At 70.9% G+C, this 13017-nt stretch carries 12 protein-coding genes; 10 read left to right on the plus strand and 2 right to left on the minus strand.

All coding sequences use genetic code 11. The features are described 5' to 3' along the window. Positions 1-47: 47 nt before the first annotated feature. From AB0A74_RS34380 to AB0A74_RS34425, 10 genes are all read left to right on the plus strand, one after another. Positions 48-800, plus strand: coding sequence for a response regulator transcription factor (locus AB0A74_RS34380; RefSeq protein WP_358256154.1), 753 nt, complete (start codon positions 48-50; stop codon positions 798-800). A gap of 102 nt (positions 801-902) precedes the next feature. Next, positions 903-1784, plus strand: a complete 882-nt coding sequence (mshD, locus tag AB0A74_RS34385; protein WP_358256156.1) for a mycothiol synthase — start codon at positions 903-905, stop codon at positions 1782-1784. A gap of 194 nt (positions 1785-1978) precedes the next feature. Continuing rightward, on the plus strand, positions 1979-3100 hold the full coding sequence (gene pstS / locus AB0A74_RS34390) for a phosphate ABC transporter substrate-binding protein PstS (protein ID WP_358256158.1): 1122 nt from the start codon (positions 1979-1981) through the stop codon (positions 3098-3100). Positions 3101-3134: 34 nt separating this feature from the next. After that, positions 3135-4193: a phosphate ABC transporter permease subunit PstC gene (gene pstC / locus AB0A74_RS34395; protein ID WP_358256159.1), complete on the plus strand. Its 1059-nt coding sequence runs from the start codon at positions 3135-3137 to the stop codon at positions 4191-4193. Further along, complete coding sequence (pstA, locus tag AB0A74_RS34400) at positions 4190-5104, plus strand: phosphate ABC transporter permease PstA (RefSeq protein ID WP_358256161.1); 915 nt, start codon at positions 4190-4192, stop codon at positions 5102-5104. The genes pstC and pstA overlap by 4 nt, the downstream gene beginning before the upstream one ends. 10 nt (positions 5105-5114) lie before the next feature. Beyond that, the gene (gene pstB / locus AB0A74_RS34405; protein WP_358256162.1) at positions 5115-5891 is read left to right on the plus strand and encodes a phosphate ABC transporter ATP-binding protein PstB; all 777 of its coding nucleotides are present in this window, start codon (positions 5115-5117) and stop codon (positions 5889-5891) included. A 241-nt stretch (positions 5892-6132) separates the two neighbouring features. Next, on the plus strand, positions 6133-6501 hold the full coding sequence (locus tag AB0A74_RS34410; RefSeq protein WP_358256164.1) for a hypothetical protein: 369 nt from the start codon (positions 6133-6135) through the stop codon (positions 6499-6501). A gap of 1 nt (position 6502) precedes the next feature. Beyond that, positions 6503-7069 carry a DUF3558 family protein gene (locus AB0A74_RS34415; RefSeq protein ID WP_358256166.1) on the plus strand — a complete coding sequence of 189 codons (567 nt, stop codon included), beginning with the start codon at positions 6503-6505 and terminating at the stop codon, positions 7067-7069. 15 nt (positions 7070-7084) lie between these two features. Beyond that, positions 7085-8599 (plus strand): hypothetical protein, encoded by a 1515-nt coding sequence (locus AB0A74_RS34420; RefSeq protein ID WP_358256168.1) that lies wholly within the window; start codon positions 7085-7087, stop codon positions 8597-8599. Then, positions 8596-9393: an ESX secretion-associated protein EspG gene (locus AB0A74_RS34425; protein ID WP_358256170.1), complete on the plus strand. Its 798-nt coding sequence runs from the start codon at positions 8596-8598 to the stop codon at positions 9391-9393. The genes AB0A74_RS34420 and AB0A74_RS34425 overlap by 4 nt, the downstream gene beginning before the upstream one ends. A 90-nt stretch (positions 9394-9483) precedes the next feature. Here AB0A74_RS34425 and phoU read toward each other — a convergent pair whose 3' ends face one another. Together phoU and AB0A74_RS34435 are read right to left on the minus strand one after the other, a co-directional pair. Then, positions 9484-10149, minus strand: a complete 666-nt coding sequence (phoU, locus tag AB0A74_RS34430; protein ID WP_358256172.1) for a phosphate signaling complex protein PhoU — start codon at positions 10147-10149, stop codon at positions 9484-9486. Between the two features lie 81 nt (positions 10150-10230). Then, entirely contained in the window at positions 10231-12312 is a 2082-nt protein-coding gene (locus AB0A74_RS34435; protein WP_358256174.1) for an LCP family protein, read from the minus strand. Positions 12313-13017: the final 705 nt, after the last annotated feature.

Here is a 13017-nt window from a genome sequence, read left to right on the forward strand (position 1 = left end):
CTGCCTGGTCCGGTGACCAGACACCGGCCGAACGAGAGGGCGCCGCGATGAGCATCGACGTGCTGCTGCTGACCACCGATTCCGATCCCGAGGCGGTCCTGCCCGCGCTGTCGCTGCTGCCGCACGACGTGCGCCCGCTGCGCCCCGAGGTCTCCGCGCTGCTGGAGGCCGGTCCGCACGACATCGTCCTGGTGGACGCCCGCACCGACCTGGTCGGCGCGCGCAGCCTGTGCCGCCTGCTCGACTCCAGCGGGGTGGACGTGCCCGTGGTGGCCGTGGTCACCGAGGGCGGCCTGGTGGCGGTGAACTCGGACTGGAGCGTGGACGAGATCCTGCTGCCGACCTCCGGCCCGGCCGAGGTGGACGCCCGGCTGCGCCTGGTGCGCTCGCGGCGCGGCACCACCCAGCCCGGCGGCGACGGCTCGCTGCAGCTCGGCGAGCTGGTCATCGACGAGGCCACCTACACGGCGCGCCTGCGCGGCCGGCCGCTCGACCTCACCTACAAGGAGTTCGAGCTGCTGAAGTACCTGGCCCAGCACGCGGGCCGCGTCTTCACCCGAGCCCAGCTGCTGCAGGAGGTGTGGGGCTACGACTTCTTCGGCGGCACCCGCACGGTGGACGTCCACGTCCGACGCCTGCGCGCGAAGCTCGGCCCCGAGCACGAGTCCCTGATCGGCACCGTCCGCAACGTGGGCTACAAGTTCGTCCGCCCGCCGCGCCCCGGCGCCTCCCGCCGCGTCGAGCACTCGATCGACGTGGAGACCCCGGTCGACGACGCGGAGCTGATCTTTCGCGCCTGATGGCGCGACGCCGTCGCGCGGCTCGGCCGCCCGACGGCGGCCTCGCGCGTGGGTGGCCCGCGTCCGCTGACGGTTCGGTGATCAACCAGTAAGTTCGGCGGTGTGGAATCGACGTGGCTTGAGGAGCTGACCGACGAGCAGGCCCGTGAGGTCGCGGACCTGCTCGAAGCCGCCCAGTACGCCGACGGCGGCGTCGCGCCCGTCGGCGAGGCGGTCGTCATGCGGCTCCGCCCGGGCGCCCGCGGCAGCAATCACCTGCTCGTGCGCGAAGACCACACGTTGGTGGGTTACCTCCACCTGGACCTCTTCGGCGACGCCGACGGCAACAAGGTCGCCGAACTCGCCGTCCACCCCGACCACCGCCGCAAGGGCGTGGGCACCGCCCTGGCCGAGGCCGTCGCCGAACGGGCCACCCCGCTGCGCGTGTGGTCCCACGGCGGCCACCCCGGCGCGCAGGCCCTCGCCGCCAAGCTCGGCTACCGCAAGGTCCGCGAGCTGCTGCGCCTGCGCCGCCCGCTGGACGACACCCTGCCCCGGCCCGAGCTGCCCGACGGCGTCCGCCTGCGCCCGTTCGAGCCGGGCCGCGACGAGGCGGCCGTCGTCTACGTCAACCACCGCGCGTTCTCCTGGCACCCCGAGCAGGGCGCGATGAGCATCGAGGACGTCCGCGAGAAGGAGCACGAGCACTGGTTCGACGCCAAGGGCTTCCTGCTCGCCGTGGACGCCGACGAGCGGCTGCTCGGCTTCCACTGGACCAAGACGCACACCGGTGACCTGGGCGAGGTCTACGTGGTGGGCGTGGACCCGGACGCCCAGGGCGGCGGCCTCGGCAAGGCCCTCACCCTCGCCGGGCTGGACCACCTCCGGTCCACCGGCCGGCGCGAGGTGATGCTGTACGTCGAGTCCGACAACGCTCCGGCACTGGCCGTGTACGCCCGGTTGGGGTTCGAGAAGTGGGACTCGGACGTTCAGTACGCCAAGTAGTGACAGACCGGTCACGTCACGCAAACGTGCAGGTCACGGGATCACCCGAAGGGCGGTGTCACCGGTCACCTCCCGTGTGGAGTTCACCCCCCGTTCATCTCCTCCTGGGCGCTTGTCCACCATCGCTGCCTACCGTCCGTGTCGTGCGGCGGTGCTCGCCGCCCGATCCCGCTTCCGTCAGGTGGAGGACCCAGGTGAAGACCAAGCGGCACGGTGCCGTTGCAGGCCTTATCGCGGCCGGTGCGCTTCTGCTCACCGCATGTGGCAGCGACAACAACGCCCCCGCGGGTGGCAGCACGACGTCGGGCAACGCGTCCGGCGTGGCGGTCGAGTGCGGTGGCAAGTCCAAGCTGAACGCTGAAGGCTCCTCGGCCCAGAAGAACGCGATCGACACGTTCGTCCAGGCCTACCAGCAGAAGTGCGCGGGCTCCGACCTCGCCTACAACGCCTCCGGCTCCGGCGCGGGCGTCAAGAACTTCCTCGCGGGCCAGGTCGACTTCGGCGGCTCGGACTCCCCGCTGTCGGAGAGCAAGGGCGAGGTCGCCAAGGCGGCCGAGCGCTGCAAGGGCAACCCGGCGTGGAACCTGCCGCTGGTCTTCGGCCCGGTGGCCATCGGCTACAAGCTCGACGGCGTCACCGACCTGACCCTGACCGGCGAGGTCGCCGCCAAGATCTTCAACGGCACCGTCAAGAAGTGGAACGACCCGGCCATCAAGGCCCTCAACGGCAGCGCCACCCTGCCGGACAAGGACATCAAGGTCGTCTACCGCTCCGACGAGTCGGGCACGACGGACAACTTCCAGCTCTACCTGAAGGCCGCCTCGAAGGGCGCGTGGACCCAGGGCGAGGGCAAGACCTTCAAGGGCGGCATCGGCGAGGGCAAGGAGAAGTCCGCGGGTGTCGCGCAGGCCGTCGGCTCCATCGACGGCGCGGTGACCTACGTCGAGCTGTCCTTCGCGCAGGAGAACAAGCTGTCGATCGCCAAGATCGACACCGGCTCCGGCGCGGTCGCCCTGAACGACGAGTCGGTCGGCAAGGCCATCGACGGCGCCACCATCAAGGGCACCGGCAACGACCTGGTCCTGGACCTGAACTCGATCTACGGCACCACCACCGCGGGCGCCTACCCGCTGCTGCTGGCCACCTACGAGATCGTGTGCTCCGCGGGCTACGACGCCGACACCGCGAAGGCCGTGAAGGCGTTCCTGACCGTGGCCGCGACCGACGGCCAGAACGGCCTGAAGGAGGCGGGCTACGCTCCGCTGCCGAAGGCCTTCCAGGACAAGCTGCTGACCGCCATCAAGGCGATCGCCTGAGCGGGCCGGCACACTTCCCGCAAGCGGCAACGCGATGAACGAGAACATCGTGGCCCAGCGCCCCGCGGGCACCGGAACCCCCGGTGCCCGCGAGGGCGTTCCGGCCGCTCGACCCGACTCGGAGGCTCCGATTCCCCCGACCACGGAAGCCGAGAACACAGCACCCCACGTCCGGCCGGGTGACCGGATCTTCCGCGGCCTCGCCACCGGCTCGGGCATCTTCATCGTCGTCCTGATCGGCGCCATCGGCCTGTTCCTGCTCCTCCAGGCCGTCCCGTCGCTCGCCCTGGACCAGGTCAACTTCCTGACCAGCCGCGAGTGGTCCACCGGCGACGTGACCAACCTGCGCTTCGGCATCCTCGACCTGCTGCTGGTCACCGTGGTGTCGTCGGCGCTGGCCCTGCTCCTCGCCATGCCGATCGCCCTGGGCATCGCGCTGTTCCTCACCCAGTACGCGCCGCGCCGCCTCGCGCGGCCGTTCGCGTACGTGGTGGACCTGCTCTCCGCCGTGCCGTCGATCATCTTCGGCCTGTGGGGCCTGTTCGTCCTCGGCCCGGTGCTGACGCCGTTCGCCGAGTGGCTGATGGACAAGCTCGGCTGGATCCCGCTGTTCGCCAAGGGCAACGTGAGCATCGAGCTGGGCGGCACCATCTTCACCGCCGGCATCGTGCTCGCCGTGATGATCCTGCCGATCATCACCGCCGTGAGCCGCGAGGTGTTCGACCGCACCCCGGTCACCCACATCGAGGGCGCCATCGCGCTGGGCGCCACCAAGTGGGAGGTCGTGCGGACCACCGTCCTGCCGTTCGGCAAGGCCGGTTACGTCAGCGCCTCGATGCTCGGCCTCGGCCGCGCGCTCGGCGAGACCATCGCGTTGATGATCATCCTCAGCACCACCAGCGCCGCGTTCGGCTGGAGCCTGTTCGACGGCGGCGCCACGTTCGCCTCCAAGATCGCGCTCGCCGCGCCGGAGTTCAACGACCCGAAGTCGGCGGGCGCCTACATCGCCGCCGGCCTCGTGCTGTTCGTGCTGACCTTCGTCGTCAACGCCATCGCCCGGTCCATCGTCGCCGGTCACAAGGAGTACGAATGACGACCGAGACGGCGGACCTCAACCGCCTCGCGACGCCGCCGACGTTCCAGAGCGTCAGCGGCGCCCGCAAGTTCAAGAACGGCGTGGCGACCGCGCTGGTGTACCTGGCGTTCGGCATCGCCATCATCCCGCTGGTCTGGGTGCTCTACACCGTGATCGAGCGGGGCTTCCCGGTCATCCTCGACGCCGACTGGTGGCAGAAGTCGCTGTCCGGCCTGCTGTCCCGGCAGCAAGGCGGCGGCGCGTACCACGCCATCTACGGCACGCTGGTGCAGGCGCTGGTGTGCGGCCTGCTGTCCGTGCCGATCGGCCTGTTCGTCGCGATCTACCTGGTGGAGTACGGCGGCCGGTCCAAGCTGGCCCGCGCCACGACGTTCATGGTGGACATCCTGACCGGTGTCCCGTCGATCGTGGCCGCGCTGTTCGTCTACACGCTGTGGATCACGACGATCGGGTTCAGCCGCAGCGGCTTCGCGGTGTCGTTGGCGCTGGTCCTGCTCATGGTGCCGGTGATCGTGCGGACCACCGAGGAGATGCTCAAGATCGTCCCGGACGAGCTGCGCGAGGCCTCCTACGCGCTGGGCATCCCGAAGTGGAAGACCATCGTCAAGATCGTCATCCCGACCGCCCTGTCCGGCATCCTGACCGGCATCATGCTCGCCCTGGCCCGCGTCATGGGCGAGACCGCGCCGGTGCTCGTGCTCGCGGCGTACGCGCCGTTCATCAACTACAACCTGTTCGACGGCCCGATGGCGTCGCTGCCGTTGTTGATGACCACCGAGCGGAACAACCCGACGCAGGCGGGCTTCGAGCGCATCTGGGGTGCGGCGATCACCCTGGTCCTCATCATCACGCTGTTCAACCTGCTGGCGACCGTGATCTCGCGGTGGCTGGCCCCGAAGACCAAGTGAGCGGGCGGTTATGGCCAAGCGCATCGACGTGAAAGACCTCAACCTGTTCTACGGCAAGTTCCACGCCGTCGACGGGGTTTCGCTGTCCGTGCCGCCGAAGAACGTGACCGCGTTCATCGGACCGTCCGGTTGCGGCAAGTCCACCGTGCTGCGCTCGCTCAACCGCATGCACGAGGTGGCGCCGGGCGCGCGGGTCGAGGGCAAGGTGCTGCTCGACGGCGAGGACATCTACGCCCAGTCGGTGGACCCGGTGCAGGTGCGGCGCACCATCGGCATGGTGTTCCAGCGCCCGAACCCGTTCCCGACCATGTCCATCCGCGACAACGTCGTGGCGGGGCTCAAGCTGGCGGGCGAGCGCAACAAGAAGAAGCTGGACGAGGTGGCCGAGCGCTCCCTGCGCGGCGCCAACCTGTGGAACGAGGTGAAGGACCGCCTCGACCGTCCGGGCGGCGGCCTGTCCGGTGGTCAGCAGCAGCGCCTGTGCATCGCGCGAGCCATCGCCGTGCAGCCGGACGTGCTGCTGATGGACGAGCCGTGCTCCGCGCTGGACCCGATCTCCACGCTGGCGATCGAGGACCTGATCACGGAGCTAAAGAAGGAGTACACGATCGTCATCGTCACCCACAACATGCAGCAGGCGGCACGCGTCTCCGACCAGACGGCGTTCTTCAACCTGCTGGGCGTCGGCCAGCCGGGCCGGCTGATCGAGGTGGACGACACGGAGAAGATCTTCTCCAACCCCAGCCAGAAGGCGACGGAAGACTACATCTCCGGCCGCTTCGGCTGACCCGACCACGCCTCGGGGAGAGGGGCCCTTCCGCTTGGGTGCGGGAGGGCCCCTTCGTCGTGTGGTGTCTGTCACCCGTTCGGGTGGCTACGCGGCTGCGACGTGCGCTCACGGAACCGGGATTGTTCCGATCACGTCATAGCTGGGACATGGTCTGACGTGCGCGGTAACGTGCTTGGCAGGAATTGAGTGATCGCAGGGGGTAGTGGTGGCGCCACAGGGTGCGTGGAGCGCGCAGTCGATGAGCGCGATGACCGCCAGCATGCAGGGCCTGAAGCAGGCCGCGGAGTCCGGCTCGTTCGCCATCAGTCAGGCCGGTGCGGAGGCTTACCTCAAAGCCATCGGCGATGCCGAGTACGACCTCAACACGCTCGACCAGAACCTGAACCTCCTCCAGCAGGAGACGAAGCTGGGCACGAGCCCCGACGCCCAGGCCATGACCCGCTACAACATGGAGAGCGCGACGGGCGGTGGCGGTACGACGGGCATCGTGCCCGCGATCAAGCAGTTGCGCGAGGCGTTGGTGGATGCCAAGGCCGCCGTGCAGAAGGCGGTAGAGAACTATCGTCAGGTGGACGACGCGGCCTCAAGCGGCCTCAAGCGCTACTGAGATGGGGTTTCAGGTGACCAGGAAGCTGGCGATCCGCTCGATCTTGTCGATCGCCGTGGTCGGTGTTGCCTTGGCGGGGTGCACGTCGAAGGAACCCGGCGATGCGACCGCGGGGACGACGACCACCACGACGACCAAGGCTTCGCCGACGTCCACCACGTCCTCGTCTCCCAGCGGGAGCAACGCGTTGGCCGACTTCGACCCCTGCGCCGAGTTGAACGCCGTCGCAGCGCAGTTCTCGCTCTCCAGGATCGAGAACCAGGGCAAGCAGCACTGCGGCGCCCGTTGGGGTCAGACGACCACGTCGGTCGGGATCAAGGCGTTCCCCGAACTGGGGATCAGCGAAGCCACCGGTGGCGCCCAGGCCCGTATCTCCGACACCACCATCGCCGGGCGCAAGGCCAAGCGCATCGAAGCCGGGCTCACGGAGACCTCCTGCCTCGTCGCCGTCGAGGTGACGGCGAAGTCGAGGGTGGACTTCGTCGGCGCCGCGACCTCCTCGGCCCAGGAGTCCTGCGACGCCGTGACCCAGCTCGCCGAAGCCGTCGCGCCCAAGCTGCCGAAGTAGAACAGGAGGAGAGTCGTGGCACCGCCGAACACGCAGCCGAACCCGAACGCGACCAAGGTCACCTACGCCGGACAGACCGATGCCGAGCTGCGTGCCGAGTACGAGAAGGCGCAGCGGGAGGACCCCGGCTTCTTCGGCCAGTTCACGACGATCGACGACTACCTGCGCTGGAAGATCCAGTCCGCGCAGAACCAGCAGAAGCAGCAGGAAGACCTGGAGAAGGTCGTCGAGAACTACCGGCCGCCGATGTCCACGGCCGGCTCCTTCTACATGGGTTACTCGCACGACCAGCTCAAGTCGATGGTCACCGACAACATGGCCCCCTCCACCGCCAACGAGCAGGGCGAGGCCTGGACCAAGATCGGCAACACGCTGGTCGACCTGCAGAACAACCTGACCAAGGCCACCGAGGCCAGCAAGGGCGAGTGGCAGGGCAAGGCCGCCGAGGCCGCCCAGGGCTACTTCACCAACATGGCCGCCTGGTCCGGCAACGCCGCCCAGGGCGCGCAGCTCACCGGCAACAAGCTCTACGAGCAGAGCCAGGCCGCGGAGACGGCCAAGACGAGCATGCCCGAGCCGGTGCAGTTCTCCACGGCCGACGCCTACAAGATGTTCTTCTCCGAGCCCAACCCGTTCAAGTGGGCCGAGACGATCGACAAGATCGAGCAGAAGTTCGAGGAGAAGCAGCAGGCGCACGAGCGTGCGGCCGAGGTCATGACGTCCATGTCGACGAGCTTCCAGCAGTCCGGCTCGACGATGCCCGCGTTCGTCCCGCCGCCCCCGATGGAGGGCGCCGGCGGCAGCGGCGACCCCGGCGGCAACCAGCCCGGCATCGGCAGCCGGCCCACCGTCCCGGACGGGCCCGGCGGCATCGGCGGCTCCGGCATGCCCGGTGGCTCGATGCCCGGCGGCGGCTCCGGCGGCAACCTCAACCAGTCCGGCGTCATTCCCGGCGCACCGGGCGGTCCCGGCGGTCTGCCGCCCGGCGGTGGTCCCGGCCTGCCCGGCGGTCCCGGAGGGCCCGGCTACCCGGGCGGTCCCGGGTACCCCGGCGGTCCCGGTTACCCGCCCGGCGGCCCGCTGCCGCCCGGTGCGCGCCCGCCCGGCGGTCCCGGCGGACGGCCCGGCCTGCCCGGCGGCGGCCCCGGTGGACGCCCCGGCGGCGGTCCCGGTGGGCTGCCCGGCGGCGGACGCGGTGGTGGCGGCATGGGGCCCGGCGGCATGGCGGCGGCCGGTCGCGGTGGCTTCGGGCCCGGCGGGTTCGGGCCCGGCGGTTCCGCGGGTCTGCTCGGCGAGTCCGGCAAGGCCGGCGCGGGCGGCTTCGGGCCGGCCGGCGCGGGTGGCCTCGGCGGTGGCGCCGGTGGTCGCGGCGGCGCGGGCATGGGTGCCGGCATGGGCGGCATGGGCGCCGGCGCCGGCAAGGGCCAGGGGGACGAGGACAAGGAGCACAAGTCCGCGTCGTACCTGGTCGAGACCGAGGACGTCTTCGGTGACGGCACGATGGTCGCGCCCCCGGTCATCGGCGGGTGAGCGTGTTCTCGTTCGCCCTGTCCCACGCGGCGGCCGACATCCTGTGGGAGGACCTCAAGCTCGGCAGCCGTCCCTACCCGTTCGAGTTCCCGTACGTCGGCCGGACGATCGACGAGCGGCGCGGCATCCGCAACGCCGTCTACCAGGACCTGGAGTCCCGCGGCCTCGCGTCGCGGGGCCGGGCCTCGGCCGAGGTCGAGGAGGCGCTGACCCTCCTGGTGCGCTTCGACTACTCGCTCAACGCGGTCGCCTCGCTGGACGCCCGCAACGTGGAGCGCCAGCTCCTCGCCCGCAGCGGCGCGCAGGGTGAGCTGGCGGTCCTCGCCGTCCTCGACGACCGGCAGCTGAAGGTCGAGACCATGCGGTCGTCGTCGCTGCTGCGCGCCGTCGTGGACCTGATCCCGCCGCAACGCCCCGGCCCCGGCCAGTCGGTCACGGTGGCGATGCCGTCGGCGGCCCCGCCGCCCCGCCCGCGCCAGGACGAGGACTTCGGCAACGCCACCTTCACCCAGGCGATGGCGCCCCGCTCCACCGGCGGGTCCCAGGTCCGGGCGCTGGAGGCGGTGTTCGAACGCCCACGCCTGCGCGCCGGCCAGTTCGGCGTCACGGTGCGCGGCCGGCACGGCCGGGAGCAGCGCGCCCCGCAGATCGCCTGGTTCGACAACGACCAGGGCCGCTACATGTCGCAGACCCGGCAGGGCCAGGACGGCCAGAAGTGGCTCACCCACGCCCCCGCCGACAACGCGCGCATCGCGGGCCAGCTCGCCCAGGAACTGAACGCCCTGATCAACTAGGCCACCACGCACGAACCCGGCCGGCCCCACAACGCACGAAGCGCGCGCCCGCGGTCCTCGGACCGGGGCGCGCGCCGCGTTTCGGGCGGGTCAGTCGTCGATGTCGCCGCTGTAGCCGGGCATCCGGCCGGTGACGACGAAGACCGTGCGCTTGGCGACCGACACCGCGTGGTCGGCGAAGCGCTCGTAGAACCGGCCGAGCAGCGTGGTGTCCACGGCGGACGGGACGCCGTGCGGCCACTCCTTGTCCATGATCACCGTGAACAGGTGCCGGTGCAGGTCGTCCATGGCGTCGTCCGCGTCCTCCATGGAACGCGCGCGCTCGACGTCCTGCGTGCGGATGACCTCGGTGGCCTCGCGCGCCAGGTTGACCGCGATGCGGCCCATCTCCGCGAAGTACGGCTCGACGGTGTCCGCGAGCACGCGGTTCGGGTGCCGGCGGCGCGCGGCCTTGGCCACGTGCAGCGCCAGGTCGCCCATGCGCTCGACGCTCTCCGCCGCGTGGATCACGGCCAGCACGATGCGCAGGTCGGTCGCCACCGGGGCCTGCAGCGCCAGCAACGCGTAGGCCTGCTCCTCGATGCTCGCCCGCACGTCGTCGATCTTGGCGTCGTCACCGATCACCTGCTCCGCGACCGCGAGGTCCGCCTGGAGCAGCGACGCGGTGGCGCGCTCCATGGCGTCACCGGCCATCGAGCACATGTCGGCGAGCCGATCGGCGAGTTGTCCGAGCTGGTCGTGGTAGGCCTCACGCATGGGCGTCAGCCTACGTGCAGGTGGTCGCGGCGGCGACATTCCCCAGTGAACCCGAGGTGAACCCGGGGCGACCAGTCCACGTCACGCGCACGGGTCCACACCAGCGTTGACCACCTCGACCGGCGGCGTCGTCTTGCCCGGCTGGGCCGCCGTGCCACCCGGTTGGGGGGCGACGACCCTGCGGTCCCACTCGGGCCCGAGCAGCAGCAGCACCGAGCCGCCCATCTCCGGCCGGAACTCCGGCGTCGCGCCGGGGACCGCGGCGGCCAGCGTGGCGGCGGCGTCCTCGCCCCCGATGCCGTACCGGATGACCGTCTTCGGCGTGGCCTCGCCACCACCCCAGTTCACGATGCTGAACCCGAGGTCCTCCAGGTTGTCCTTGGCGAGCTTCGCCGCGCCGTCGCGGCCACCCTCGCCGTTGAACACCTGGATCTTCAGGCCCTTCGGGTCGATCACCCGGCCCTGCTTGGGCTGCGCGGGCGCGTTGGACGTCGGCGCGGCCTGGGTCGGCGTGGTCGGGTTGGCGTCCGGCGTCTCGCCGGGCAGCGGCGTGCCGTCGATGATCGCCTGGAACAGCTCCCTGGTCTGGTCCTCCAGCAACAGCTCGATGTTGTCGTGGTTGGACTTCGTCGGGCCCTCGTCCGTGCGGTGCGGCACGGTGATGAAGCTGACCCGGCCGGCCTCGATGCCCTGCAACGACTGCGCCAGCGTCAGCATGTCCTTCACGCCGATGTTCTGGCCGACGGTGGACGAGGCGAACGCGTTGAGGAAGTTGTTGAGCTTGCCGGGGTTGAGCAGCATCTCGGACGACAGGGCCGTGCGCAGCAACGACGACAGGAACTTCTGCTGCCGCTTCACGCGGTCGTAGTCGCCGAGCGGCTCGTTGGTGACCTTGCGGGCCCGCACGTAGTCGAGCGCCTTCTCGCCGTCGATCTCGTACTGGCCCGGCTTGTCGAACAGCACGCCGAGCTCTTCGTCCTCCATGACCTTCGGCACGCAGACCTTGATCTTGCCGACGGCGTCGACCATGCCCTTGAAGCCGTTGAAGTCCACGGAGATGAAGTGGTTGATGGTGAGGCCGGTCAGCTCCGTCATGAACGTGCTGACGCACCGCGGGCCGCCGTCGGCGTAGGCCGTGTTCGCCTTGACACCCTTGGCCTTCGGGAGCTTCTCGCCGGTGTACTCGCCGGTCTTCCAGTCCCACTTCTCGCACTCGGGCCGGGTGATTTCGAGGTCACGCGGCACGGACACCACGACGACCCGCTTCCGGTCCGCGGGGATGTGGGCGAGCATCAGCACGTCCGACCGCGCACCGGGCTCCTTGTCGGCGTCGCCGACACCGTCCTCGGGCTTGGCGCCCGCGCGGGTGTCCGAGCCGACGATGAGGAAGTTCTCGTCACCCAACTGCTTCTCCGCCTCGTGCACCGCGGCGGAGTTCGTGTTGAGCGCGTCGATCTCGGTGAACTTGCTGTCGATGTACTGCATCGCGCCCCACCCGAGGCCGGTCGCGACGAACACGAGCACCGCGCCGGTCAGCGAGAGCACCTTGACGGTCCGCACGATCTTGCTGTGCTTGGCCGTGCGCGCGCGGCGGCGGCGCGGGACGTCGGAGTCGTCGGCGTCGTCGTCCAGCGGTTCGGCGAAGACGGTGGCGTCCTCGTCGTGGTCCTGCTTCCAGGGCAGGAGCTTCTGCCGGCGCTCCTTCTTCTGGCGCTCCTGCTCGGCCAACTCGTCGTGGACGGCGGAGAACCGGGCGAGCGTGTGGTCGACCTCGCGACGCTTCTTGACGTCGTCGCTGATGGCCTCCATCTCGGTGGTGAGGCTCAACGGGTCGATCTGGTCACGCGGCGTCGGCGCGGGCGGCGCCGGCGGGGTGGCCGCGGGGGCGCCACCGAGCCTGCCCGCGATGTCACCCTCGGCCGCCGCGACTTCGGACCCGCCGCCCGCGAGCCTGCGCGGTCCACCTTCGGCGAGCCGACGAGGTCCGCTGCCGTCCGGCCCGCCTTCGGCGAGTCGGCGAGGTCCGCTGCCGTCGGGTCCGCCTTCGGCGAGTCGGCGCGGCGCGTCCGGTCCACCTTCGGCCAGCCGGCGCGGTCCGCTGCCGTCCGGTCCGCCTTCGGGCATGCGCCGGGGCCCGCTGCCGTCCGGTCCGCCTTCCGGCATGCGGCGAGGTCCGGTGCCGTTGGGGCCGCCCTCGGGGACCGGGCCGGAGCCGGCGAGGCGGCGTGCGGCGTCCGGCCCCGGCACGCCGTTGGCCGGCCGACCCGGACCGTCGGGCGCGAACTGGCGAGGTCCACTGCCGTCCGGACCACCGGGGCGTCCCGCGTACCCGCGCGGGTCGGCACCGTTGGCACGACGCGGATCCGGCCGACGTCCGGTGTCGGACGGACCGGGCTCGGCGAGCCGCCGAGGACCGCTCCCATCCGCCAGATCACGGGGCCCCGCAGGCGCGGCATCACGCCGACCGCCGCCGGGGAGGTCACGGGCGGCCTCACGCGGGCCACCGCCCGGAATGTCGTAGGCCCCGGTTTCGCGGGAGCCGCCGGGGATCTTGTGCGCCCCGGTCTCGCGTGGGCCGCCGGGAATGCTGTGGGGCCCGGTTTCGCGTGGGCCGCCGGGGATGTTGCGGGGGCCGGTTTCGCGAGGGCCTGCAAGGTCGCGGGGAGCGGCTTCGCGCGGGCCGGCGGGGGCGGGGCGGCCGTTCGGCGGCAGGTCGCGGGGGGCCGGGCGGCCGGGGTCGCGGAGTGCTCGGTCGCGTGGGCCGCCGGTGGCGGGAGGCCTGCCCCGGCTTGGGCGACCAGGCGATCGTGGACGACTCCTCCTCCCGGCCGTTGGTCTCCACGACGTCACCGGGGAAGCTGATCTTGA

Origin of the sequence: Saccharothrix sp. NPDC042600, from assembly GCF_040647305.1 — a bacterium.
Classification (GTDB): domain Bacteria; phylum Actinomycetota; class Actinomycetes; order Mycobacteriales; family Pseudonocardiaceae; genus Actinosynnema; species Actinosynnema mutabilis.